Raw genomic sequence first — 26,386 nt, forward strand, 5'->3', positions numbered from 1 at the left:
CGATCGTATCAAGGTCTCTGCACGATCCGAACTGACACACGCTGCTCACCTGCCTGCATGGCCAATTGCAAGGGAAAGCGGCGCTCGGGCGAAGCGGAAAGACGAATGGCACTGCGGTTCGCTGACAACTCAATACCCTCCTCAGCGCCCAACAAGCTCAGATCAGAGCCTGCAGCCTTGATCCAGTCCTGCAAGTCTTCAGGCAGTGGGACTTCAACATCAGCCAATCCATCGCGCAGTGCAATGTGGACCGTGCCTTGCTCATCGCCTTGTGGCAGTTTGAGCACCGTCACCTGATACGCCTCTTGTCCCTGATGCACAGCAGGGGTCAACACCAGTGGCAACAGCGGCAGGTTGCTGACATCTGAACTGCTGTTGCTGTTGCTGTTTGGAACCACTTGGCCCGCCACCATAAGGTTGCCCGAGCCTGTGTGGCTGAATGGCGCAATCGTGCTCAGGCTGCCGGCAGACAAGCTGCCAGCTGACTGGCTCAGGCGGGTCACTCGCACTGCACCGGGCGTGGTCAATGCGCCCCCCGACTGCGTCAAAGCGTCGAGAGTTACACCGCCTGCACCCACATTCAAGGCACCCTCCGATACATTCAAACTGCCTGCAGTGCCCAAGCTGTCCAGCTGAACCAAGCCCGCTTGCGTTGCACCTGCGGGCAGGTTGTCAAAGTTGACTGTCACGCCCAGTGGGATCGTCACGTTGGCCACGTTGGCCAAATCGGGCACTGCGCCGCCTGCCCAGTTGGCCGGGTCAAACCAGCTGCCAGAGGAGCCGCCAACCCACGACACCTGTTGCAGCCGTGTGATGTTGGCCGTGGTGCTGGACGTGGTGCTGACGGTGTAGTTGGCGGCATCAGCGCCGCTGAGCGAGACAGCCGACACAGTGACCTGCTTGGCCGTGCCCACGTTCTTGTCGGCAAAGCGGCCTGTGGCCGACACGGTCAAGACATCGCTGCCCAAGCGGTTGTCGGTCGATGACAAGCTGGCCGTGGTGTTGCCGTCATACACCTTGTCTGCAGCCGCGAAAGTGGCATTCAACACAACGGGGGTGATGGTGTAGTTGCTGTTGGCATAGGTCACGCGGTAGTTGGCGGCATCGTTGCCCGACAGCGACAAGGCCGAGGTGTAAGAGCCTGCGTTGCGTTGGCGGACAGCACCTGCAATGCTCACAGCATCACCACTGAGCAGGCCACTGGTGATGGACTGGGTCTGCGTCGCGCTGTTGTAAGCGGTCACACCGGGCGTGGCCGCCACAGTCGTAGCCAATGGCTGCACCATGAAGTTGCCGGTCATCGTGACCGTGTTGGTTATCAGGTTGCTGGTGGTTTTGCTGAAGTTGCTCGCCGCCAACCCATAAGAGCCCACATTGACAAAGCCGCCTGCCGAAAGACTTGTGCCCGCAGGTGCAGCAGAGAAACTCACCGTGCCACTGGCCCCATCACTGTAGGTGTAGACGGTGTTGCCGCCAACCACCGCCTGACTGCTCAGCGTCAGGTCTGTGATGGTGTTGCTGCTGTCGTCCAAATAAGAGACTGAAGCCAAAACCGGGATGCCCGCTGTGCCATACGTGGTGCTGCTGCTGGTGGCTTGCACCAGCAGTTGTCTGGCAGGCACGATGGTGTAAGTACCAGGCACATAGCTCACCGCATAGTTGCCAATGGTGGCGTTGCCAACAGGGACCAAAACACCAATGTATTCACCTGGTGCGTGGGTTGCACTGTTGGAGCGCGACACCGTCACGCCAGCGCTGATGCCCGCATTTGCTGGCGTTTGCCCACCCAGCAAGCCCGTGACGGCATAGCCACCGTAACCGGGCTGGTCACCTTGCGTCACAAACTTGGCACTGTTGATGGCGGTCACCGTCAAAGGCGCAGGCGTGATGTTGGCCAAGCCAGCGGCCTGGGTGCTAGACAACTGGTAATTGCTCGCAATACCCACGCCCAAGCTGATGCCGCTGACGGTCACGGTCTTGCCCGTGCCCACGTTGGCAGTGTCAAAGCTGTAGCTGGCTGCCACAGCGCTGGCTGAAGCGGCGTCTGCGCTGAACACACCTGCGAGGCTCACCGAGCCGGTCGCGTCTGTTGTGGTGTCGTAAACCTTGCTGCTGGCCGTGATGCTGGGGGTGAGCGTGGCCTTGGTGATGCTGCCGACTGCGCCGCTGACCATGGTGGGCAACAGATAGTTGGACAGCTGTGTGGAGCCGCTGGCCTGAAAATCACTGTGGCTCAGCATGACCGTCACCGTCTTGCCTGTGCCCACATTGACCGTGTCGTAACTGCCCAGCGTGCGCGTGACTGTCGCACCGTCAGAGCCCACCCAACCCGTCAGCGCATAGTTGGCTGACGACAAAGTGGCTGCGTTGGTGCCGTCGTACACCTTGTTCACCGCCCCTTGCAAGGCTCCGGTCATCGAGCGGACCGTCACCACCACAGGGTTGACCGTGTACACACTGTCCACGTAGCTGAAGCTGTAGTTGTTAGGGTTGCCCACGCCCATCACGGCACGGCTGGGCGTCACGCTGAAGCTGCCCGCCTGCGCCACGCCCGAGGATGTGACACCCGTGCCGCTGGCGGACTGGGTGACCGAACCCACCACATCAGCGCCCACCAAATCGCTGGTGCTGAAGGCTACGCCACTGGCCAAGGAACCATAGGTACTGACAGCGTCATAGGTGGAAGTGCGCGCAGTGCTGGTCACCGTCACGGGTTTGGCTGTGATCAAGCCCACCGGGCCACTGATGGTGGTCGGCAAGATGTAGTTCGACAAAAGCGTGCCCGGGTTGAGCGCATAGTCGGCGCTGGTCAAATTCACCGTGACCGTCTTGTAGGTGCCTGCAGAGGTCGTGTCATAACTGCCCAGCGTGCGCGTCACCGTCGCGCCGTCCAGGCCAACCCAGCCGCTCAATTCATAGTGGCCCGAATTCAACGTCGCCACCTGGGTGCCGTCATAGACCTTGCTCACCGAGCCTTGCAATGCGCCCACGATGGCCGACACGTTCGCGGGGGCGATGGTCAGCGCACCATTGACATAGCCAATGCTGTAGTTCGTGCTGCTGTAGCCCGAGGGGATGATGCTGTAAGTCCCAGCGTTGGTCGCTGTTTGCGAGGTGCCGCCATAGGCCAATGCACCGCCCAAGTCGACTGCAGTTTCGTTGTTAACGAAGCCGCTGAAAGTCACGCCATTGCCGCCGCTGTAAGCCAGCCCGTCATAGGTTTTGCTCGCATTGCTGGCGGCGACCGTGAGCGGCACTGCGGAAATGACGCCATTGCTGCCCGTCAGCGTGTTGCTGGCGGCGTGGGTGACACTGTCCGTCAGCACATAGTTGCGTGCGTCTGCACCCGCCAAGGCGATGTTATTGACGCTATAGCCCAGGCCCGTGCCAACGTCTTTGGCGCCATAAGCACCAGCACCGTTCGCCCCCAAGGCATCGCCCGTGACAGCACCCGTCACGCCCAGCGTGAGGCCATTCAAGCCCAGTGTGCCGTCATAGGTTTTATTCACACTGCTGGTCACTGCGGCCGTGACGGCCTTGGGGTTGACCTGCAATGCGCCCGTCAGCGTCATGGTATTGCTGTAGTTGGCATTGGTGACAATGCCCGACGAGCCCAACTGGTAGGCCCCCACATTGAGTTGGCCACCCAAGCTGAGCGATGGCGACGCGGCTCCCAGCGTGAACGCGGTCGTGCCGCCTGCACCGTCATTGAGCGAGAACGCGTTGCCTGTAATCTGCACACGACCTGTCAAATCCACCAGCGAATTGGTGCTGGACCTGAAATACTTGGCCGATGCCACGGTGTAGACCGGTTCGCTGGCGTAAGTGGCTGCAGTGTTGCTCACCTTCACCAGCAGCTGGTCGGCCGGCACGATGGTGTAGCTGCCAGGCACGTAATTGAAGCTGTAATTACCCGACGTGAGGCCACTGCCCATGAGCACGCCGTTGTATGTGCCCGCCAGCGTGTCTCCACCCGTGCGTGAAATGGTCAAAGCCCCCCCCAAGACCGATGGCGTTTGCCGGGCCACAAACCCCGCGTAGCTGGCTCCGGCATAAGCTGCCGCATCGGTCTCCGTCAAAAAGCGGGCATCGTTGTTGATGCGCACCGTCAACGGTACCTTGGCCACGGTGAGCGTGCCAGGGGCATACGACAGTGTGTAGTTGAGGGCTGCATAGTTCGCCAGCGTCTGCCCCCCCGGAGTGATGACATAGGTGTCAGCGTTCACCGCGCCTTGTGATGTACCCGAGTAAGTCAAAGTGCCCCTGAGCGAATTGCCAGCGGTGTCAGCGCCCACAAAACCGCTGTAGCGCGCGCCGTTGCCCCCCGAATACCCCAGCCCGTCATAAATCTTGGTGGCGTCGTTGGCCGTGACCGTGACGACGGCTCGACCAATGGTGAGTGCTGGGTTATTCACCAGATAACCCAAGCCTTTGGCGCCCTCCGTGCGGCTGTAGACATAGCTGCCCACGTTGTAAAGGCCGCTGGCGTTGACGCTGGCCAAGCTGTTGTCTGAAGCCAAGCGCAAAGCGCCCGTGGTGTCGATCGTGTCGCCGTTGACAAAGCCCGCCAACGCATCGGCTGTTGGACTCACCGGGGTGGCGCCATAGGCGATGGTCTGGCCCGTGCTGCTGGTCCATGTCACCGTGGGCCGCTCGCGGTAGATGGCGTAATAACCTGAACTGTCCAAGGCCGTGGTGTAGTTGGTCATTGAAAAGGTGGCCAGTGCGGTGGAGCCATAACGGAAACGCCCGCTGCCCGAACCCACCAAAGCCCCAACGCCGGTGCTGCCCGCCACCGAGCCGGTGTAGACCACCGCCCGGCCACCCGTGCCTGTGGTGATGGTGCCGCCATTGAGGATCACATTCCCATTGGTCACATCACCCACGGCCATGTAGCGCCCGGCGCTGAGCGTGACTGCTGATGTGCCAGTGTTCGTGCTCACCACGTCGTTGACCAAGGTGAGGTTGTCTCTGTAAGTGTTCAGGGTCACCGTGCCTGTGGCCGACAAACCCGACACCCCACCCACAGTGCCCACCGTGAGTGCGCCTGCACCCGTTGCCGTGCCAAAGGAGCCGTTGTCGATGCCCACCGTGCCCAGACCGCTGCCCGACAGGGTGCCAATCAGGTTACCTTTAGGCGAGTACTGATTGGACATCGCCACATTGGACGCACCTGTGCCCAACAGCAGCAAAGAAGGTGCCGTCAACTTGCCGTTTTCGACCTCGGTCACGTTACCCGACAAAGTCACCAGACCGTTGGCCCCTGTGCCCGTGGTGGCCAAGGGCGTGCCCAGATAAATGTCGCCATAAATGCTGATGGGGCCTGCCACGCTGTAAGAAGTCACCGGAAACGTCACACCAGGGCCTTCTGGGCCCACAGCCACGCGGGCCGTGTTGCCCGCTTTGCCCAAGGTCAAAGCGTTGATCGTTGGAGAAAGGGTCACATACGTCAAATTCAGACCCGTAGACGCAAATGAGGTACTGCCCGTCAAGGGCTCCAGCGTCACAACCCCTGAACCCTCAATGGTCGTGGGTCCGAAATTCCAGCTGTCAGAGCGCAGCGTCAGCGCCCCGGTTTGTGTGCTGCCCCCCAGGGTGACGCTGCCCGTGTTCGTCGGCATCGAATAACCCAAACTGGCTCCAGTCGAACTGGCTGGGCCTGCTGTCGCAGTGACAAGCACCGAACCCGTCACAGAACGGATGCTGGTTGCCGACGGGTAAGCCTGCATGTAAAGGCCGTGGTTGCCCGCGCCGGGCACATAACCGCCGCCCGTGCCGTTGATGACCACGTTGCCTGCGCCCGTGGCCTCGGCCACACCGCCATAAAAAAAGACGCCGTAATTGTTTCCGTTGCTGGTCGAGGTGGACGCCGTACCGCCCCCCGTGCCGTTGATGGTGAGCAGGTTGCTGGCCGAGGCTGTGCCCAGCAACCGCACGCCGTAGCTGCTGGCGCTGGAGTTGGCATAGCCCGTTCCGATCATGGTGACATTGGCACCCGACACCGTGCTGCTGCTGCCTATATACACCCCCCCGGAGGCACCGCTCGCGTTGGCCTCGCCTTGAATCGTGACGCTGCCGGTACCCGCCAGCACGCTGGCGTCATTGCCCACATAGACGCCATTCAAGCCGCGAGCCATTCCTGCTGCAGCACTGGCACCTGAGCCTCCGCCCAGCACAATGCTGCCGCCGTTGGCATTGATCTGGGTCTGAGAGCCCGACACACCGTTGGACACCGTGATCTTGCCATCGCCACTGCCGTCGCTGTCAGCCCAATAAGTGATGGCGCCCCCTGCGGTGGACACTGTGCTCGATGCACTTTGCACAATGTTGCCCGTGGATTTGACCAAGATGGGCGAGGCATTGCTGACAGCGATGTTGCCAAACGTGATGTCACCACCCGTGAGCGTGACCGCCCCCGTGGAGCTGATGTTACCGAGAACATCCAGCGCATAAGCACCGTTGTTGGCAATGGCGCCCCCTGAGCTGCCGATGCTGATGCGGCGGTTGGCATTGATGAAAACCGCATTGGACTGACCCGCCATGGCGAGTGTGCCGCCGTTGATGGTGATGTTGGTTGCCGCCGTGCCCGGCACAGCGCCCAGGTTGTCGTCAATGCCGATCTGCAGCGTTCCACCGTTGATGAAGGTGCCGCCACTGTAGGTGTTGTAGCCTGACAGCGTCCACGTGCCGGCGTCTTGTTTGGTCACAGTACCCGTGCCGGTATTGATGGCCGTGCCAATGCTGCCGCCCTGCACACCACCCAAAGTGAGCGCATAAGCACCCGTGATGCCAGTCATCGATGTGCTGGTGAGCGCAATGGTGCCGCTGCCGCCGACGATGGAGGTGTCCGCCCCCAATGCGACTCGGCCACCATAAGAGGCCGCGCCACCGCTGTTCATCAGCGCACCACTGTTGTTGATGCCCGCGCCACTCAGGGTCAAGGTCCCCGCACTCGCCAAGTTCCTGCCACCCAAGTCCAAGCTCGCGCCACTGGCCACCGTGATCGCGCCGGAACCCAAAGCCGAGTCACTGCCGGCCCTCAAGGTGCTGCCTGCGTTGACATTGGTGCCTCCGCTGTAATTGTTGCCCGCACCGCTCAGCGTCAAAGTACCGTTGCCCACGACAGATAGGCTGTAAGCACCCGTGATCGTGCCGCTTTGGGTCACAGAGGCGCCGGGGGCTATCGTGGCGACGGCATTGCCCGTCAGAGTGGCCCCCGCAGAATCTGTTGCAGACGTGTAGCCGCTGGTCATTGAATTGTTGTTGGTCAATGTCCACAGGTAGCCAGCACCCAGCGACAGGTTGCTGGCGTTCAAGGTCAGCGTGCCGCCCACACTCGATACCGCCGAAGTGACCACATTGCCGTTGATATTGAGGGTGGGGGTGTTGGTCGAAGTGCCTGCCCAAGTGATCACCGGGACACTGGTCAAAGACGACTGGTAGCCCTTGGTGTTGACGCTCAAGGTTTTGTTCAAGAAATTCGGTCCGCTGGGCAAGACGATCGAAGCCACGGAAGGCGTGGAAGTCGATTCGTCTACAGAAGCGGCAAAGTTCACATACACAGTGCTTGACGTCATGGCACCGGTGAATTTCAAGGTGCTGCCATAAGCCACGTTGGAAACCGTCGCGGCACCTCTTCCTGCTGCTACGGCGATGGTGGCAGGGGTCGATGCTCCATCAGACAAATTGACCAACAAGGCGGCACTGCTGCCGACCACCGGATTCATGGTGATCGTGCCAGAGTAAGGCAAGGCGCCGCCCGTGCCGCCGTTGCCGGTTTGCAGCGTCCCATTCGAGATGGTGTAACCCCCGTTGAACAGATACGCACCCGTCAAAGTCCATGTGCCCACGTCATTTTTGATAAGCCCTGTGAACATGGCACTGTCAATGCGGCCCCCCACCGCACCACCCAACGTCAACTGATTGCCCGCATAGATGCTGTAAGGGCTGGTCAACGCAATCGAGCCGGTATCACCAATGATGAAACTCGCATTGGTCAGCCTGACGAGCCCTGCGTAAGTGGCCTCGGTCTTGCTGCTGTTGCGCAGTGCCCCATCTGAGTTAACACCAGTGCCTGCCAGAGACAGCCCGCCCACACTCGTCATGGTTTGGCCATTGAGATCCAGCGCAGTTCCAACACCAACAGCTTGAACAGTGACCGCACCCGTGCCCAAGGCCGTGCTGCTGCCCACCTTCAAAGTGCCGGTGGTAATGGTCGTGCCACCGCTGTAGGTGTTGGCGCCGCTCAATGTCCAGACAGTGGTGCTGGAACCCGAAGACAATGACACACTGCCTGTGTTGGTGCCAATCACGCTGGCGATGCTGCCCCCCTGTGCACCGCCCAGGGTGAGGCTGAAACCATCGCCAGTGATCGTGCCTGGATGGCATAGTGTGATGCTGCCTGCGCCACCGATGATGGAGCTGTTGGAGCCCAAAGTCACCAGGCCTGCATAGCTTGCCGCAGCGCTGGCACTGTTGATCAGTGCACCACTGGAGGTCACGCCCGTACCGTTCAAGGTCAGCCCACCCGTGCTGGTCATGGTCTGACCATTAAGGTCCAGCACCGCATTTGGGCTGACGCGGATGCCGCCCGTGCCAAATGCCGTGGCACTGCCCGCCTTCAAAATACCCGCGCTGATGCTGGTGGCACCGCTGTAAGTGTTGGCTCCGCTCAGGGTCCAGGTGCCTGCATCGATCTTGGTCAGCGTGCCAGTGGTGGTGCCAATGGCGCTGGCCACGCTGCCACCGACGGCACCCCCCAGCGTCAAGCCGTAGGTGGCCCCGATGAAGGTGCCTGTGTTGCTCAGCACAATGCTCCCGCTGCCGCCCACAATCGAAGCATCCGAGCCCAAGGACAACAAACCCGCATAGGTGGCGACCGTGGCGCTGCTGTTTGTCAAAGCGCCACCACTGGCAAGCCCTGTGCCGTTCAAGGTCAGGCGGCCCGTGCTGGTCATGGTTTGGCCGTTGAGGTCGACCGCCGCACCACTGGCCACCGTGACGGCGCCAGAGCCAAATGCCGTGGCACTGCCCGCCTGCAAGGTGCCAGCACTGACCATGCTGCCCCCGCTGTAAGTGTTGGCACCGCTGAGTTTCAGCGTACCGCCGCCGTTGACGGTCAGACCGAACGCACCGCTGATCTGGCCACTCTTGACTGCGGTCACGCCAGGGGCCACGGTGGCCGTGGCGTTGCCTGTCAAGTTGGTGGTGCTGGCATCCGGCGAGGCTGTGGACGTGAAATTGCTGACCACCCCATTGTTGTTCAATGACCACGTATAGCCGGCACCCACCGTGATGTTGCTGGCATTCAAGGTCAAAGTGCCCCCCACCGCCGTGGCCCCCGAATTCACGGAGACGCCATTCAAACTCAACGATCTGGGTGCGCCGCTGGGGGTGCCCGACCAAGAAAAGACATTGCTGGTTGTGAAGGCTGAGGCGTAACCGGTGGTGTTGACCACGAACGCGTTGTTCGACAGCACCGGCGAACTCGTCAATGTGATCCCACCGATATAGGGTGGCGCGGCACCCGCCTCATTGACCGTCGCGATGTACGTGCCCGTGAAGCCCGTGAGGTTGGCGCCTGTCAGGCTGAGGTTATTGGTGGCCATGGCATACATGTTGGCGATCGTGCCTGCCCCGCTGAGGGTGTTGGGGGCCGTGAGACCTGACGCCCCCAAGGGCAAGTTGTAAGCCAGTGTGGCCCCCGCACTGATGGCAATGGCGCTCGCCGAGGCAATGGCCGCAGCTGAACCAGTGCCGCTGCCCACTTGCACGGTTCCCGCGTTGATGGTCGTACTGCCTGTGTAGGTGTTGATGCCGGTCAATACCAGCGTACCGGTGCCGTTTTTGGTGAGCGAAACCCCTGCCCCACCCAACACGGGTTGTATCGAGGCGGCGTTGGCTCCGGTGTTGTTGATGGTGTAGCTGGTCCCGGTCAACTCTACGCTAAAGCCTGTGATCGAACCGCCATTGACGCCGATGGTCACAGCACCTGCTGTTTGCGAATAAGTCGACAAATCCAGCGTGGCGCTGGTGCCCGGGCTGGCCGCATTAATGGTGATCGGATTGCTCGATGCACCAAACACATGAGACCCACCCGCTGCATTGGCCTGAAGTTTGCCTCCGGTGACCGTGGTCCCGCCGGTGAATGTGCTGTCGCCAGACAGTTTCCAGGTGCCAGCGTCTTTTTTGACCAAGGCAGCAATACCGAGCGGGCCAGAGATGCTGGAGTAGGTCGACAGTGACGTGCCGCCAAGGGTCAATGTGTACGCCCCAGTCACGCCCCCTGCATTGGTCAGAATCAGGGGCGAGTCACCACCCATGGCACTGTCAGAACCCAAAACCACCGGATTGTTGTAGGCAGCAGCTGTAGCGTTATTTGGGCCGCCAATGGCCACCAAGGCGCCAATGCCGTTCGCCCCCATACCATTCAGGGTCAGGCTGGTGGCACCGGTCGGAACGTTGCTCCCAAAATCGAGCGTTCCACCGCTGTAGACCGTGACGGCACTCGTGCCCAACGATGTGTTGTTCTGTGACCTGAGAATGCCCCCATAAATGCGCGTTTCGCCGCTGTAGGTATTCGATCCGTACAGTGTCCATTTGCCCACGCCCAGTTTGACGAGCGAGCCGGTCCCACTGTAAATGCTGGAAAGCCCCCCCCCTGCTGCCCCGCCGAGGGTCAAGGTGTAGCTGCTGTTGATGGTGCCTGTGCTGCCAAGGGTAATTGACCCAGCCTCCGCCACGATGGCGCTGTCAGCAGCCAAAGTCAGCAGTCCATTGCCGAGGGAACCATAGTAGGCAGCAAAACTGCTGCTGTTCATCAAGGCGCCACCGCCATTCACCCCTGTGCCGCTGATGCTGAGAGGCTTGGCAACTGCATTGCCAATGTTGTTGCCATTGAGGTCCAATGCCGCGCCGTTGTGCACCGTCACGGTCCCGGTGGCGCTGGTGTTCCCCAATGCGGACCCATAGTTACCCAACCTCAAAATGCCGACCTGGATGTCGGTGGACATGTGGCTGTTCGAGCCGAGCAGGGTCAATGTGCCGGCCCCCTTTTTGGTCACCGTGGCATTGGTCCCGCTGAGGGCGCCTGCATAGAGGGAATCCCCAGCCTGGTTGAACACCACGCCGGCGCCCGCCGCCCCCGTCATGCTGATGGCCCCTGTGCCGTAGACAGAGGTGCCTGAGCTGATGCCGCCATGGGCCTGCAACGTCAGCACATTGGCCGTGGACCAGCTGAGGTCGGCCAGAACCTTGATGTTGCCACTGCCCAGGCCGTCGCCTGTTGTACCTCCTGTGGCCACAGTGACGTTGCCACTGGCCAGCGCTGCGGTGATGCTGCTGGCCAAGAGGGTACTGGTGGCCCCAGAGGTGTAGTCACCCGCGATGGAGGTACCCGAAGCGCCACTGATCGTGATGTCATAAGGGTCTAGCAACCACAGGCCTGCTACACCTTGTGGGGCTTGCGTGCTGACTTGCAGGCCATCCACATTCAGATGATGGCCGGACGTCTCGACCTGCCCCCCTTTACCTCCGCGTGGGCCGGCTTCTGCTTGGATGGTGCCGTGCGCAGCAGTCACGCTGTTGGCGTTGTGTACATCGCTCCACAACACCACCTTGCCGCCATCGCCTTGGCTTGTGGCATTGGCCTCGATGCTCGCGCCCTGCGCCATCGTCACTTTTGTCGCCTGGCGCGTGTCGCCTGTGCCTTGCCAGTCGCCGCCCACCAGCACGGTGCCGCCGCCGGTTGCGCCATTGGCGTCGATCTTGCTGGTGCCTGTCAGTTCGATCTTGTCGGCCATCAAGACGATTTTTCCGCCCTTGTCGCTCAGGCTGGTGGCGCTCAGTTGCCCGCTGTTTTTGACGACTGCGCCTTGCAAGCTGGCCAGCGCGTGCGCCGACAAAATGATCTGCCCGCCTTCGGCCAGCACGGCGCTGCGGTTTTCCACCAGCGTCGCAATGGCTTGGGGCGTGGTGGTGATGCCTGCTAAACCTGTGCCTGTGTTGTTGAAGCTGAGCGTGATGGCCTCGCCTGAGGCCAGTGCCACGGTGCCCGCTTGTGCAATGACAACGCCTTGGTTGCGCACCTCGGGCGCGAGCAGCGCGATGTAACCGCCCAGCGCGGCTTTCAATTGACCTTGGTTGATGACGCTTGCGGTGTTGCCGTCGCGGTTGAAGCTGGCCTTGCCCGCCATGAAGTCGTCGGCGTTGGCTTTGCCCGTGGCGGCGACCAAGCCGCCCACGTTGACCTGCGCCGTGGGCGAGAAGTAGATGCCGTTGGGGTTGCTCAGGAACACCTGGCCGTTGGCGCTGATTTGCCCGTAGATCTGGCTGGCGTTGTTACCCAGGATGTTGTTGAGCGTGACCGCGCTGGCGCCGGGCTGGTTGAACTGCACCTTGGCCTGGCTGCCCACGTTGAAGCTGGCCCAGTCGATCACCGCACGGTTGCTGGCCTGGTTCACCGTCATCAGTGCGTTGCCTGCAGGCGTGACGTTGGTGTTGATGTTGGCGCTGCCGCGTGTGACCACGCCGCCTTGGGGCAGTTGGTTGACCGCTGGCGGGGCTTGCTGTGCATAGGCCAGGCTGGCCAGTCCGCTGAGCGCAAAGCTGGCCAGCGTGCTGCCCACGCTTTGGCCCAGAGTTTTGCCGGTGCTGGCAGATCCCTTGCTGGCACTGCGTGCGGTCTCGGGCACAGGTTGCAGTTGCTGGGTGCGGCCGGATCGTTTGAGGCGGTAGACGTGGTTCATGGTCTTGTTCAGAAGTTCAGCGCGGCAGACAGCCACAAACGATTCAAAGTGCGGGTGCCATCGCTGTCGGCACCGGTGCTGGGGTGGGCTGCGGGGTTTTGCCCCGAGCGGCGGCTCCAGGTGGCGGCCAGTTCATGGCCTTGCAGGCTGCGCCAGTTCAGGCTGAGGCCCTTGCCTTGCAGGCTCTGGGTGTTGACTGTGCTGATGGCGCTGCCTGCGGCGTTCAGGTTGTTCTTGTAGACCTGGATGCGGCCCCAGTCGGCAAAGGCGTTGAGCGTGAAGGCCTCGTTCAAGCGGTGCTTGAGCCCCACGGTGGCGGTGGCGCCGGTGCTGCCGCCCGCTTCGTTGCTGGGGTAAGCGCGCACGCCCGATGCACCGCCGAGGTACAACTTCTCGGACGAGTCGAGGTTGCTTTTGGCCCATTGGGCAGCCGCCTGCAGGTAGGCACTGGTCTGCCCCATCAGGCTTTGCTCGCGGTTGTAGTTGGCGTTGAGCTTGTGAAACCAACCGGCTGTGTGGGCCGCGTTGGCGTCTGCTGTGCCGTTGGGCGAATTCGTCAGGTCCACCCTGCCCCAGCTGCTTTGCACGCTGGCGGTGTTTTGTGCCGGACGCAGGGCGCGATCGATCCAGTTGCCCACAAGGCCTGTGCGCAGCACGTCCAGCCGGTAGTGCGACACCGTCGTCGCTTCGCTGGCCCCGCTGTTGGCCAAGGCCAGGTTGTCAAAGCGTTTGCGGTCGGCGCTGAGCTGGGCGCTCAGGTTGCGCTCGGGCTGGCGAATGAGTGGGGCTGTGAGGTCTGTGCCCCAGCTTTGGGCCGAACCACTGGCTTGCAGCGCGGCAAAGCTGCCCACCAGGTGGTAGCGCATGTCGGACGCGTGCGCACCCACGCGCACGCCTTGCAGGCCCACGGGCAAGGTGTAGGCCAGGCGGCCATAGCGGCTGCCTTCGGTGGCCACGGCTTGCAGTTGCAGGGCGTCGCCCCAGCCTGCGCCGTTGTGGACCGACATGCTGGCGCTGATGCGCTTGGCACCGGTGGAGACCGAGCCATAGTTGTCGGCCGTGATGTTGGCGTCCAGGGCTTTGCCTGCACCCAACATGACCAGCACATCGGTGCGGCCTGCCTGTGCACCTTCGGCAAAGGAGGCGGTGGCCACCACGCCAGGGATGTCGTCCAGCAGCAAGAGCAAGCGGTCGACCTGGTGCAGGTTGACCGGCTGACCCACAGTCAGCTGGGCATCGGCCATGGCCTGGATGTGTTCGCGGGGCAGCTTGCCTTCAGGAAACGCGATGCGCACCTGGCCCAGGCGTGCTTCGACCACACGCAACTTGACCACGCCGCCTTCGATCTCTTGCTGGGGCACAAAGGCGTTGACCAACCAGCCCGCTTCGCGGTAGGTCTGCACCAGAACCCAAGCGGCTTCTTGCAGTTGCGTGAGGCTCAGGTCTTGCCCGGTGAAGCCTTTCAATGCGCCTTGCAAGGTGCCGGGGCTGAGCAGTGTGGGGCCTTCCAGCTCAAAGGCGTTGACGCGCACCACCGGGCCGCTGTGGTCGGCTGCGGGCGGTGTGGGCACTACCGGGGTTTGGAGTGCAGGGGCAAACAGGGCGCCACCGGGGCCGGCTTCGAGTTGCTGCAGCACCGAGCCGGCGTCGGGGGCGGCTGCAGTGACGAGCGTGGGCAAAGCTGCAAGCAGCGCGGTGATCAGGCGGGTGTTTGTGTTCATGGCCAGGCTCATGATTTGCGGATGTCCAGTTCGTCAAAGAACTGGTAACCGACGTTGCGAATGGCTTCGATGACGGCGCCTTCGGCACCCGCTTCGTGCAGCTTTTTGCGCAGTCGCACCATGCGCACCTGGATGTTGGATTTCTGCTCCTCACTGAGGACGATGCCCATGCATTGCGCGACTTGCTCGAACGCCAGCCGCGCATCGGGCGACTGCGCAAAGGCTTGGAGCAAAGTGGCTTCCGTCGCCGTGATGCGGACGGTACCGGCAGGGCCGGTCAGATCGAGTTTGTGAAGTGAGAGCACAGCATGCTGACGAATTTGTAGATGCTGCCGATTAAAGAAAAATAACTGTTAGAAACCTTTCAAAGGCTTTCAAATTGCTAAATTTGCCAACACAAACTGGCAAATAGAAGGTTAATGAAAGAAATTAAAGGCTTATGAAGGCATTTTATTTTGTGGGAGTGGCGCCCTCGCCGCGATGAGGCTGGTCATGATCTTCGGCGCATCAAGCCCTCCAGGGTCTCCACCCTGTTAATTTGAATCCTTTAGTGCGATAAATAGACTCGTTCAATCCTCCCCCCAAAGCGCACAAGTGACAACGGGGGAAAACCCAAAAATAGCACCTGGTGCTACACTAAAGATGTCAGCTCATCCATACAAACCCAGGGCGTTCAAGACCAAAAGGTTCAGTAAAACTGCAGGGGATGCACTGATTTCTGACCAAGATTTATGCGCTGCCGTCAAGGAGGTGATGGCCGGGCAAGCCGATGATCTTGGTGGCGGTGTCTTCAAAAAAAGAATCAACAAGAATGAGCATCGCTCTGTGTTATTGGCCAAGGGCGGTAAGTTATGGATTTACCAGCATCTGTTCGCGAAGAAGGATACGGCCAACATTTCTCAGTCTGAGCTGCAAGCGTTCAAACAACTCGCCAAGGTCTATGAAAAGTTGAGCGAAGAACAGTTAACCCATTTGATCGATTCAAAAGATTTGCAGGAGATTTGCAATGAGCAAGAAAAAATTCAGAAGTGATGTTCTGCAGTCTATCCATGAGTCGGCTGCTGCCTTGCACAAGGCAGGTGCGATTGACAAGGCCACCATGAAGGCTTTTGATGTTTCTTGCATTGCACAGACGCCACAGCTCGAAGCAGCGCAAATCAAAAAAATCAGAGAGAGTGTGAAGGTCAGCCAACCCGTTTTCGCCATCTATCTCAACACCAGCGAATCCACCGTTCAAAAATGGGAAGCCGGGACCAAAAAGCCCAGCGGCATGGCGCTGAAATTGCTCAACATCGTCAACAAGCATGGCCTTGCCGTGCTGGCCTGATGTAGGAGCGGCGCCCTCGCCGCGATGGGGCGCAGGATTCAGGCACGCAATCGCCCCGAGGGCGGGGCTCCTACAAATCAGGCGATGACCTGGACTGGCAGGTGCAGCTGGTAGCCCACGCTGCGGATGGATTCAAGCGACTGGCCTTCCACGCCGACCTGACTGAGCTTCTTGCGCAAGCGGGTGATGCGCACTTCGAGGCTGGTTTTGCTGACGTCGGCGCTGTCCAGTCCAAACAGTTCGAGCAGTTGCCAATTTTCGAGTCGGCCTGAGGGTGCCCGCGCAAAGGCGGTGAGCAGGCTTTCTTCGGCATGGGTCAGATGCACTTGACCCGAGGGGCCATGCAGTTCGCGCTGTTGTAGGCGCAGTCCGCCTTTGGGGCCCAACTGGGTGGTTTGCTGGGCCTGGCGGCGGCGTGCAAAGCTGCTGATGGCGGCACGCAGTTCTTCAAACGGCACAGGTTTGGGCAGGTAGGCATCGGCGCCGCAGTCGTAGCCGTCGACCTTGTCCTGCAGTTCAGAGCGGGCTGAGACGATGATGATGCCCACCAGGGGCTGCACTTGCCGGATGCGGCGCGAGAGGCTGAAGCCGTTTTCGCTAGGCAGGTTGAGGTCGATCAAAAAGAGGTCTGCCGCCACACCCCGGGCTTTGTCTTCGAGTTCTTCGGCGCAGCTGAGCGCGACCACGTGGTGGCCTTCGGCGCGCAGCGCGTCGGCGGTGAGTTCGCGCAGGTCGTCGTTGTCTTCAACGAGGACGATGCTCAGGTGGGCAGCCATAGTTCAAAGCAGATGTGGGTGTCGGTGGGCTGGTAGCGCAGTGCAGCGCCAATTTGTTGGGCCAGATTGTGCGACAGAAACAAACCCAAGCCCGTGCCGGACTGGCGCTGGGCTGCCGCGCTGCGGTAGTACTTGGCAAAGAGCTTCTCTGCATCGGGCAAGCCAGCCACGCCAGGCGCGCTGCACACCTGCAGGCACCAGCCGCTGCGCCCATCTGCATGGGGCTGCGGCTGCAAGCTGACCCCAACAGGCTGCTGCGGATCGCCGTATTTGAGGGCGTTTTCAATCAGGTTGCTGACGATGATTTGTACGCATTGCAAGTCGGTGTCGACGGGTGCCGCAGGCACGATTTGCAGGGCCATTCGCCCCTCGGCCTGTGGGTTGTCTTGCACCCATTGCCGCACTTGCCGAGCCAGGTCAAAGCGCTGCACTTGCACTTCAAACGGCCGCTCAACCAGGCGATCGGTCTGAACGCATCGGTTAAGGATGGACTTCATATTGTCGATAGCACGGCCCACATAGCTTTGGGCTTTGTCGGTTGCGGCACGGTCCTTGAGTGCCAAGTCGATCACGGCCAGGGGCGTCTTGAGCTCGTGCATGAGCATGTTGAGCAGCTGCGATTGGTCTTGGCGGCGACGGGTTTCGATGGCGAGTTGTTCACGAGAAAGAAACAGGTGATTGGCCTGCTCTCGGCGCAAGCGCTCCATCTGCCGCGAACGCACGATGAGCAGCGAGGTCATGACCAAGCCCGACAGCAAGCCATAAAGGAGCACACCGTAGATGGAGATCAGGGTGCCCTGAATCAGACCCAAGCTGGGCATGATGGTGACGGCGAGCAAAGTGACCGCCAGTCCGTAGTAAGCTGCAATCGCCCGTTTGGGCAGCAGATAGCGGCCCAAAGCCAGGGCATCGACAGGGGCTTGATGTTGGATGAACAAGGAAATCACAAACATGGACAACATGCCCAGGCCGACCAAGAGGGTGTTGAAGGGGAAAGCCCAATCACTGCGACCCATCAGCATGAGGATCAGCACCAACAAGGATGCCGCCAACCCCGTGCGCAGCACAAAGCGCCCCCAACGCGTGATGGCGTATTCGTGCAAGAGCCGGTACTCAAAAATGATGGTCAGCGTTGTGGACAACAACAGGGCCCAGCTGTAAAAAAGATCTTGCTGCTGGGCAGACAGCACACCGTCAAACAAGATGCGGTGATAACCCAGGTAGCAAGCGGTGTAGACGAGCAAAACGGTCTGGCGCAAGACAAAGACACCATTGACAGGGTCACGGTCTTGCAGCCAGGAGATGAACACCCACAGCAAACATGAAAAGAGAACGGCCAGCAAGGCGGAATAGCCCAGCCACAGGGCATGCTCTTCGCGCAGCATCTCGCGTTGAGAGAGTGCTTCAACGTGCATCAACTGCGTGCTGCTGGTGGACAGCCGCAACCAGACGTGGCGCGGTGCCTGATGCGCCGGGATGACGAAGGCGTGGTTGAGCGATTCGAATTCGGTGGCCGCGAATGGCGTGCGGTCGCCCGTGGTGCGCGACGCCCTGACCGGGTCCTCCTCTAGCAGGTCAAAAAGCGTGATCTGGTCGAGAAAAACCGGGCGAATGCGCAGCACCAATTTGTCGGTGACACCTGGCTCCACGCCATCAATCTTCAACCTGACCCACTGCACATCCAGGCTAAAGCCCTTGCTGAGCACACCTTTGTAAGGCTGGTAGGAGGCCGAGCGGGCCTGCTCAAAGCTGGCGGTGCCGGTGGTGTCGGTCCAGAAGGCTTTCTCAAGGATGTGGTCTTGGGCAATGGCGGATGAATGTCCCCACACAGCCAACACCAGGCCAAAGATCCAGACAAGGCGGCAGAGTAAAAGCCCGAAAGGGCGCTGGCTGGACATGTTTTCTTTTGGCTTACAGGGTTTGGATTGCAACAAGAATGTTAACAATGTCGCCTGCCCAGCGGTGGCACAACCCGGACTTGGCCCTGTGTTGACTTAAACTCCAAAGCCATGAATACCCCTGCTCGCCCCATCCGCAGCCAATACGAAGACTTCATGCGCCACGTCTACACGACGGGCGTGCAAAAGGGTGACCGTACCGGCACCGGCACACGCAGCGTGTTTGGCCACCAGATGCGTTTTGACCTGAACGAGGGCTTTCCGCTGGTGACCACCAAGAAGGTCTTTTTGAAGGCCATCATCGTGGAGCTGCTGTGGTTTTTGCGTGGTGACAGCAATGTGAAATGGCTGCAGGAACGCGGCTGCACCATTTGGGATGAATGGGCACGCGAAGACGGTGAACTGGGCCCGGTGTACGGCGTGCAGTGGCGCAGCTGGCCCACGCCCGGCGGCGGCCACATCGACCAGATCAGCGATGTGATGAAGACGCTGAAAAGCAACCCCGATTCGCGCCGCATCATTGTCAGTGCATGGAACGTGGCCGAGCTGGACAAGATGGCTTTGATGCCCTGCCATGCCTTCTTCCAGTTCTATGTGGCACCACCGCAAAATCCGGGGGAAAAAGCCAAACTCAGTTGCCAGCTGTACCAGCGCAGCGCCGACATTTTTCTGGGCGTGCCCTTCAATATTGCCAGCTACGCCTTGCTGACCCACATGGTGGCCCAGCAGTGCGACATGGACGTGGGCGATTTCATTTGGACGGGTGGTGATTGCCACATTTACAGCAACCACCACGAGCAAGTCGAGCTGCAACTGAGCCGCACGCCCATGGCTTACCCCACACTCAACATCAAGCGCAAGCCCGATTCGATCTTCGACTACCAATACGAAGACTTTGAAGTGCTGGGCTACGAATGTCATCCGGCCATCAAAGCCCCGGTGGCTGTTTGATGAAGTTGCACCTGATTTATGCCCGCGCCCGCAATGGCGTGATTGGCCAAGACAACCAGATGCCCTGGCATCTGCCCGAAGACCTGGCGCACTTCAAGCGCGTCACGCTGGGTCAGCCGGTCATCATGGGCCGCAAGACCTGGGATTCACTGCCCGCCCGCTTTCGCCCCCTGCCCGGCCGCCTGAACATCGTCGTCACGCGTCAGACCGGCTGGCAAGCCGAAGGCGCACTGCGCGCGGGCTCGATTGAAGAAGCCATGCGCCTGTGTGGGGCTGTGCCTGATGCCTGGATCATGGGCGGGGCCGAGATTTACCGCCAAGCCGCACCGCTGGCCAGCAGCGCTGTGGTGACCGAGATTGACGCGGACTTTGAAGGCGACGCCTTCGCTCCGGAATTGGGCGCAGCCTGGGTCGAAATGCAACGCGAATCGCATGTGGGGGCCAGTGGCCTGCCATTCAGTTTTGTAACCTACCAACACACACACTGAGGAGACACCATGTCAGGAGACGGTTTTCACGTTCACGGCCCCCACGACCACGAGTTGGAGCACGCAGCTCAAGGTCACGGCGACGGCCACACCAGCTCGATCGCCATGTTCACCGCCATCATCGCCACGGTAGGCGCGCTGTTTGGCTACATGGGTGGCGCCACACAAGCCAACGCGGGCCTGTACAAAAACAACGCAGCCATCAAAAAGACAGAAGCTTCCAACCAGTGGAACTATTACCAGGCCAAAAGCAGCAAACAAAACCTGAGCGAGTTGGCTCTGGAGTTGGCCCCTGCGAGCAAGAAAGATTTCTACACAGACGAAATCAAGCGCTACAAAGGCGAAAAGTCCGAGATCAAGGCGGCCGCAGAAAAGCTGGAAGCCGAATCCAAGCACTGGGATGAACAATCCGACGAGCAAATGCACCAGCACCACCGCTGGGCACAGGCAACCACCGTGCTGCAGGTGTCGATTGCCATGGCCGCCATCGCCTTGTTGTCGCGCCGAAAGTGGCTCGAATACGTCATGTACGGCGCAGGCGCCATTGGCATGGTGGTTGGCGGGCTGGCGGCTTTCCATATTTAAGTTTCTCCATTTGCTAAGCCCTGCATGAAAATCGTTACCTGGAATGTGAACTCGTTGTCTGTGCGCCTGCCCCAGGTGCTGGACTGGCTGGCCGCCAACCCGACCGAGGTGCTGGCCCTGCAGGAACTCAAACTCACCGACGACAAGTTCCCGGCAGCCGCCTTTGCCGAAGCCGGTTACCAGGCCCAATGGTTCGGCCAGAAGACCTACAACGGCGTGGCATTGATTTCCAAAGCCGAAGGCTCGGATGTGGTCAAAAACATCCCGGGCTTTGAAGACGACATGTCGCGCGTGATTGCGGCCACCTACCCCGATGGTTCTGGTGGCAATCTGCGCGTGATCGGCGCTTACTTCCCCAACGGCCAGGCCCCGGAAAGCGACAAGTTCGCCTACAAGATGCGCTGGCTGGATGCCTTGCACGACTGGGTGAAAAGCGAAATGCAAAAGCACCCGAATCTGGTGTTACTGGGTGACTACAACATCACATTTGACGAGCTGGACATGTGGGACCCGGTGGGTCTCAAGGACACCATCCACTGCACCGTGGCCGAGCGCGAGAAGCTGCAGGCCCTCACTGACTTGGGACTCACGGACAGCTTTCGCCTGTTTGAGCAGCCCGAAAAAAGCTACAGCTGGTGGGATTACCGGGAGTTTGCCTTCCGCCGTAACCGGGGCTTGCGCATCGACCACATTTTGATTTCCGAGGCACTCAAGCCCCGTGCCAGTGCGTGCGTGATCGACCGCGCTCCGCGCAAAAATGAGCGCCCCAGCGACCACGCGCCGGTGGTGCTGACGCTGAAATAATTCAAGCCGCTTGCGGCATCAAGAATTCGCGGCTGATGCGGCCGCCCAGCACGTTCACGCGCTCCAGGAACTGGGTCAGGTAGGCGTGTAGGCCCGTGGCCAGAATTTCGTCGATGCGGCCAAAGGCCAGCTCCGAGCGCAAACGGCCCGCATGGCGCAAGGTGTCACTCTCGCGGTCGTGCGAGACCAGCGCCAGGTTGGACACCACTTCATTGAGGCTGGCGTGCAGCGAACGCGGCATGTCGGGACGCAAGATCAGCAACTCGGCCACACGCTCGGGGCGAATCACATCGCGGTACACCTTGCGGTAAACCTCGAAGCCGCTGACGCTGCGCAAGATCGCACTCCAGTGGTAAAAGTCGTATTCCTGCGTGGCCTCGACCTCCATGCCGCCGTACTGCGGTGCGCCAAAAAAATCGTTGTTCATGGCGTGGAACTTCACGTCCACCAGACGCGCCGTGTTGTCGGCCCGCTCCAAGAAAGTGCCCATGCGCATGAAGTACAGCGACTCGTCCATCAGCATGGTGCCCACCGTCACGCCGCGTGACAGGTGCGATCGGAACTTGACCCACTCAAAAAACTGGCCCGGATCGCGCTCGAACTCGCCGCTCTTGAGCATGCGGTTGACTTCAAGCCAGGTCTGGTTTTGGGTCTCCCACACCTCGGTGGTCAAGGTGCCGCGCACAGCGCGGGCGTTTTCGCGGGCAGCACGCAGGCAAGAGATGATGGACGACGGGTTGTCTGCATCCTTCACCATGAACGCCATCACATCGCCCGGGTTGATCGTCTTGTAGAGCGCCAGATACGCCGGCAGCAACTCACTGATGGACAAAATGCCCTCCCAGCCCGCCTCGACCGCAGCGGCCGATTGGGGCAAGAGCGAGGTTTCGTAGCTCACATTCAGCATGCGGGCGGTGTTCTCTGCCCGCTCCATGTAGCGGGACATCCAGAAGAGGTGGTCGGCGGTTCTTGAAAGCATGTGTGTTCTCCTCAGTCCTGCAAAATCCAGGTGTCCTTGGTGCCGCCGCCCTGGCTGCTGTTGACCACCAAGGACCCTTCTTTCAAAGCCACACGGGTCAGGCCCCCGGGCACCATCTGCACCGTGCGGCCGCTCAGCACAAAGGGGCGCAGGTCGATGTGGCGCGGCGCGATGCCGCTGTCCACATAGGTAGGGCAGCTCGACAAGCTCAGCGTAGGCTGCGCGATGTAGCCCTCGGGGTTGGCCAACAAGGCACCACGAAAGCGCTCGATTTCTTCTTGGGTTGAAGCGGGTCCAACCAACATGCCGTAGCCGCCCGCGCCATGCACTTCCTTGACCACCAGGTCTTTGAGGTTGGCCAGGGTGTACTGCAGGTCATCGGGCTTGCGGCACATGAAGGTGGGCACGTTTTTGAGGATGGGCTCTTCCCCCAAGTAGAACTTGATCATGTCGGGCACATAGGGATAGATCGACTTGTCGTCGGCCACGCCCGTGCCCACTGCGTTGCAAATCGCCACATGACCGGCCTTGTAGGCCTCCATCAGACCCGCGCAGCCCAATGAGGAGGTGGGGCGGAACACGTTGGGGTCCAAAAAGTCATCGTCCACCCGGCGGTAGATCACGTCCACCCGCTTGGGGCCGCGCGTGGTGCGCATGTAGACGAACTTGTCTTTGACAAACAGGTCTTGCCCCTCGACCAGCTCCACGCCCATTTGCTGCGCCAAAAAGGCGTGCTCAAAGTAGGCGCTGTTGTACATGCCGGGCGTGAGCACCACCACTGTGGGCTCGGCCGTGGTGGCTGGGCTTGAGGCACGCAGGGTCTCCAGCAGCAGGTCTGGGTAATGCGCCACCGGGGCCACGCGGTGCTGGCTGAACAATTCCGGGAACAGCCGCATCATCATCTTGCGATCTTCGAGCATGTAGCTCACGCCGCTGGGCACGCGCAGGTTGTCTTCGAGCACGTAGTACTCGCCGTTGCCTTGCGCATCCGGAGCACGCACGATGTCGATGCCACTGATGTGCGAATAGATGTTGTTGGGCACGTCCACACCCACCATCTCGGGGCGGAACTGGGCGTTGTTTTCGATCTGCTCACGCGGGACCACACCCGCCTTGAGGATCTCCTGGTCGTGGTACACGTCGTGGATGAAGCGGTTGAGCGCAGTGACGCGCTGTACCAGACCGGTCTCCATGCTTTGCCACTCCTGCGCGGCGATCACGCGGGGGATCAGGTCAAACGGGATCAGGCGTTCGGTGCCCGAGCCATCTTCGTCCTTATCGCCATACACCGCGAAGGTGATGCCCACGCGGCGAAAAATCATCTCGGCTTCTTCACGGCGTGACGCCATGGTCTGACTGTCTTGCGCTTGCAACCAGCGGGCATAGGCCAAGTAATGGTCTCTGACTTCTCCAGAATCGCCTGCGGCAGGCAAGCGGCTGTACATTTCATCGAATTGGCGCATAGCTCGTCACTCCTGATCACAGGATAGCAAGATGCATACCTATTTTCATCAAGGCGGCATGACGTGGTGCCAATAGCGCTTGGCCAGGATCCGTTCGCACTGCACCTGCCCGGGTACATCGCTGCGCCAAGTGACTGCACCGCAGCGGGTGGACTCCACCACCGCGATGCCCTGCGCACGGTAGCGTGCAAGCACGGGTTCTGCCGGGTGCCCATATCGATTGCGGTAGCCGGCCTGTACCAGCGCCAGCCGGGGTTGCAGCGCCTCCAAAAAAGGCGTCGTCGACGAGGTCTTGCTACCGTGATGGGGGACCAACAAGAGGTCTACTGAACTGAGACCGGACTGCACCAAAGCCAGTTCCTGCGGCGCCTCAATGTCCCCCGCCAGCAAGGCCGAAGCATGGCCACTGCTGATGCGCAAAACGCAACTAACCGCATTGGGTTTGAGCCGTTTGGAGCCGAGCGCCGAGGTCTGCTCGGGCGTGATGACAGGCGGGTGAAGCACTTCGAACAGCACGCCGTCCCACACCCAGGACTGTCCCATTTGGCAACGCGTCCAGCCTGGCCGCAAGGCATGCAAAACATGTTCATCTTCCAGCGATGACCACAAAGCGGCCTGCGGCTGCATGGCCAGCACAGCCGCCGCGCCGCCCGTGTGGTCGCTGTCGCGGTGGCTGAGCATGAGCACATCCACACGCTCGCCCATTTGCGCCAGCAAGGGCACCAACACCCGGTGCCCGGCGTCGCTTTCGGCCGAATAACGCGGCCCCGTGTCGTACAGCAGGCTGTGCCCCGCCGTGCGCACCAGCACCGCATTGCCTTGCCCCACATCGGCAGCCAACACGTCAAAAGTACCCGGCGCAGGACGCGGGTGGACCCAGAACAACACGGGCCATAAGAGCGGCAGACACAACAGTTTCCAGGACAGCGGCAACCTGAGCACCAGACCCGCAGCACCGGCCAGTGCCAAGACCGCAAAACCCCAAGGGGGCATGGCTGTGGACACGCTGGCCAAGGGCCATGCCGCCAACCAGCCAAGCATGGCCGTCATGGGCTGCAAAGCCCAAACCGCCAACACCCAGGCACCCGACCAAACCACCCCCAGCATAGCCAGCGGTGTCACCACCAAAGTCACCCAGGGAATCGCCAGCATATTGGCCAGCAGGCCCACCACGGAAACCTGGCCAAAAAACAGCAAGGTCAGCGGTGCCAAGGCCAAGGTGATAGTGGCTTGCTCGCGCAGCAAACCCCAAGCGCTTTGCCACAAGGCATATCCCCAAACAGGGCGCATATTCGCACCCCATCGGTGCCAAAAGGATTCAAGCACCAAGTCGGTGCGTGGCAAATGTGGATCCGGCACCCGATGGCTGAGCGGGGTTGATGCCATCAACACCCCTACGGCCACAAAGCTCAACCAAAACCCGGGTTGCAACAAAGCCCAAGGGTCTAGGCACAAAACCACGGCACCGGCCAGCAACCAGATCAAGGCCCCATGCCATTGACGGGCCGAGATTTTGAGCACCATCACCACCCACAGCATCCACAGCGTGCGCTGGGCGGGCACACCCCAGCCACTGAACAAGGCATAACCCCCCGCCAGCACCAAGCCGGACACCGCCCCCACATGGACAGCAGGCCAGCGCAATGCGCCCGCAAAGCCCCACAAAGCAGACTGACGCCAGCACCAGGCCACCAGCGTCGCAGCCAACCAGGCAAACATGGTCACATGCAAGCCAGAAATGCTCATCAAGTGCGCCACGCCGGTGGCCCGAAACACGTCCCAATCGCTGCGGTCAATCGCCGCTTGATCGCCCGTGACCAAAGCTGCAACCACCCCCGCCAATTTGGCCGACTCGGCATTCGTGCCGCTGCCCAGCGGCGACAAATGCGTGAGCAAACGGTCGCGCACCGACTGACGCCAGCCTTCGATCGGGTGCGCCCAGGTGGACGCCAAGCGCACGGGGACGGGGTCTTTGGTTCCCGTTCGCACATAGCCCGTGGCGCGAATGCCCTGCTCCCAAAGCCACAGCTCGTAGTCAAACCCCCGTGGGTTCAGGTTGCCGTGCGGTGCCTTCAAGCGCACCCGCAAGCGCCAGCGCTCACCAGCCTGCACGGGTTCGGGCAGCGGCGAGGTGTTCCAGCCGCTGTCGTTTGTGCCGTCTTGCCCGTACCAACCCAGATACACCTGCGAAGGCAAGGACTCAGACAGATCCACGGCATGCAATCCCCCCGCTTGATCGACGCGCCACGCTTGTTCTACTTCAAAGCGAAAGCGCCAACCCAGGTCTTGGCGCTGCGGCATGGCCTGCACCACACCCACCACATCCAGGTCTTGGCCCTCCAGCGCCGGGTCGATGGCACCCGAACGCGACCACGCATGCAAGCCCGTGACTGCAAACGCCACTGCCGCCCAAACCAGACACAAGACCAGCGAACGCACCCAAGCTGGCACGCCCCAAAGCCGCAACAACAAGCCACACAGCGCCAAAGCCAACAAGACCGCATAAGCCCAGACCGACCACAGCGCTTCTTGCTGCAACTGCAGCGCCACGCCCGTGCACCAGGCCAGCAAACCTACCCCCAGGCCCCGGGCCCATGTCATGGACAACATGGGCGGCTCCGCATGGCGCACGCATGCGCCAAGCCAAC

The 26,386-nt window shown here is 60.9% G+C and carries 14 protein-coding genes; 6 read left to right on the forward strand and 8 right to left on the reverse strand.

What is annotated here, in order from left to right:
* Nucleotides 1-8: 8 nt before the first annotated feature.
* The 3 genes from ACZ5VE_RS08865 to ACZ5VE_RS08875 are packed head-to-tail and all read right to left on the reverse strand — an operon-like array spanning nt 9 to nt 14,772.
* Nucleotides 9-12,746 carry an autotransporter-associated beta strand repeat-containing protein gene (locus ACZ5VE_RS08865; protein ID WP_464454826.1) on the reverse strand — a complete coding sequence of 4,246 codons (12,738 nt, stop codon included), beginning with the start codon at nt 12,744-12,746 and terminating at the stop codon, nt 9-11.
* A gap of 8 nt (nt 12,747-12,754) precedes the next feature.
* Nucleotides 12,755-14,467: a ShlB/FhaC/HecB family hemolysin secretion/activation protein gene (locus ACZ5VE_RS08870; protein WP_464454827.1), complete on the reverse strand. Its 1,713-nt coding sequence runs from the start codon at nt 14,465-14,467 to the stop codon at nt 12,755-12,757.
* An 8-nt stretch (nt 14,468-14,475) separates the two neighbouring features.
* The gene (locus ACZ5VE_RS08875; RefSeq protein WP_464454828.1) at nt 14,476-14,772 is read right to left on the reverse strand and encodes a winged helix-turn-helix domain-containing protein; all 297 of its coding nucleotides are present in this window, start codon (nt 14,770-14,772) and stop codon (nt 14,476-14,478) included.
* Between the two features lie 289 nt (nt 14,773-15,061).
* Between ACZ5VE_RS08875 and ACZ5VE_RS08880 the strand changes: the two genes are divergently transcribed.
* Nucleotides 15,062-15,499 carry a type II toxin-antitoxin system RelE/ParE family toxin gene (locus ACZ5VE_RS08880; RefSeq protein WP_464454829.1) on the forward strand — a complete coding sequence of 146 codons (438 nt, stop codon included), beginning with the start codon at nt 15,062-15,064 and terminating at the stop codon, nt 15,497-15,499.
* Complete coding sequence (locus ACZ5VE_RS08885; protein WP_464454830.1) at nt 15,474-15,794, forward strand: helix-turn-helix domain-containing protein; 321 nt, start codon at nt 15,474-15,476, stop codon at nt 15,792-15,794. Before ACZ5VE_RS08880 ends, ACZ5VE_RS08885 begins: the two co-directional genes overlap by 26 nt.
* Before the next feature lie 77 nt (nt 15,795-15,871).
* On the opposite strand, the gene ACZ5VE_RS08890 is transcribed toward ACZ5VE_RS08885, so the two are convergent.
* The gene (locus ACZ5VE_RS08890) at nt 15,872-16,570 is read right to left on the reverse strand and encodes a response regulator transcription factor (protein WP_464454831.1); all 699 of its coding nucleotides are present in this window, start codon (nt 16,568-16,570) and stop codon (nt 15,872-15,874) included.
* Nucleotides 16,555-18,468: a sensor histidine kinase gene (locus ACZ5VE_RS08895; RefSeq protein WP_464454832.1), complete on the reverse strand. Its 1,914-nt coding sequence runs from the start codon at nt 18,466-18,468 to the stop codon at nt 16,555-16,557. Before ACZ5VE_RS08895 ends, ACZ5VE_RS08890 begins: the two co-directional genes overlap by 16 nt.
* A 111-nt stretch (nt 18,469-18,579) precedes the next feature.
* Between ACZ5VE_RS08895 and ACZ5VE_RS08900 the strand changes: the two genes are divergently transcribed.
* Genes ACZ5VE_RS08900 through xth form a run of 4 tightly spaced genes read left to right on the forward strand, consistent with a single transcriptional unit; the run spans nt 18,580 to nt 21,296 of the window.
* On the forward strand, nt 18,580-19,419 hold the full coding sequence (locus tag ACZ5VE_RS08900; RefSeq protein ID WP_464454833.1) for a thymidylate synthase: 840 nt from the start codon (nt 18,580-18,582) through the stop codon (nt 19,417-19,419).
* The gene (locus ACZ5VE_RS08905; RefSeq protein ID WP_464454834.1) at nt 19,419-19,907 is read left to right on the forward strand and encodes a dihydrofolate reductase; all 489 of its coding nucleotides are present in this window, start codon (nt 19,419-19,421) and stop codon (nt 19,905-19,907) included. The genes ACZ5VE_RS08900 and ACZ5VE_RS08905 overlap by 1 nt, the downstream gene beginning before the upstream one ends.
* 9 nt (nt 19,908-19,916) lie before the next feature.
* Nucleotides 19,917-20,492, forward strand: coding sequence for a DUF4337 domain-containing protein (locus tag ACZ5VE_RS08910; RefSeq protein WP_464454835.1), 576 nt, complete (start codon nt 19,917-19,919; stop codon nt 20,490-20,492).
* 24 nt (nt 20,493-20,516) lie between these two features.
* Complete coding sequence (xth, locus tag ACZ5VE_RS08915; protein WP_464454836.1) at nt 20,517-21,296, forward strand: exodeoxyribonuclease III; 780 nt, start codon at nt 20,517-20,519, stop codon at nt 21,294-21,296.
* Between the two features lies 1 nt (nt 21,297).
* Here the strand turns inward: xth and ACZ5VE_RS08920 are convergent, their stop codons facing one another.
* From ACZ5VE_RS08920 to ACZ5VE_RS08930, 3 genes are read right to left on the reverse strand one after another with little or no spacing between them, the layout of a single operon-like run.
* Nucleotides 21,298-22,275 (reverse strand): alpha-E domain-containing protein, encoded by a 978-nt coding sequence (locus ACZ5VE_RS08920; RefSeq protein WP_464454837.1) that lies wholly within the window; start codon nt 22,273-22,275, stop codon nt 21,298-21,300.
* Nucleotides 22,276-22,286: 11 nt separating this feature from the next.
* Nucleotides 22,287-23,738: a circularly permuted type 2 ATP-grasp protein gene (locus tag ACZ5VE_RS08925; RefSeq protein WP_464454838.1), complete on the reverse strand. Its 1,452-nt coding sequence runs from the start codon at nt 23,736-23,738 to the stop codon at nt 22,287-22,289.
* A 48-nt stretch (nt 23,739-23,786) separates the two neighbouring features.
* Nucleotides 23,787-26,348 carry a DNA internalization-related competence protein ComEC/Rec2 gene (locus tag ACZ5VE_RS08930; RefSeq protein WP_464454839.1) on the reverse strand — a complete coding sequence of 854 codons (2,562 nt, stop codon included), beginning with the start codon at nt 26,346-26,348 and terminating at the stop codon, nt 23,787-23,789.
* Nucleotides 26,349-26,386: the final 38 nt, after the last annotated feature.

It is taken from the genome of Limnohabitans sp. INBF003, assembly GCF_055396645.1.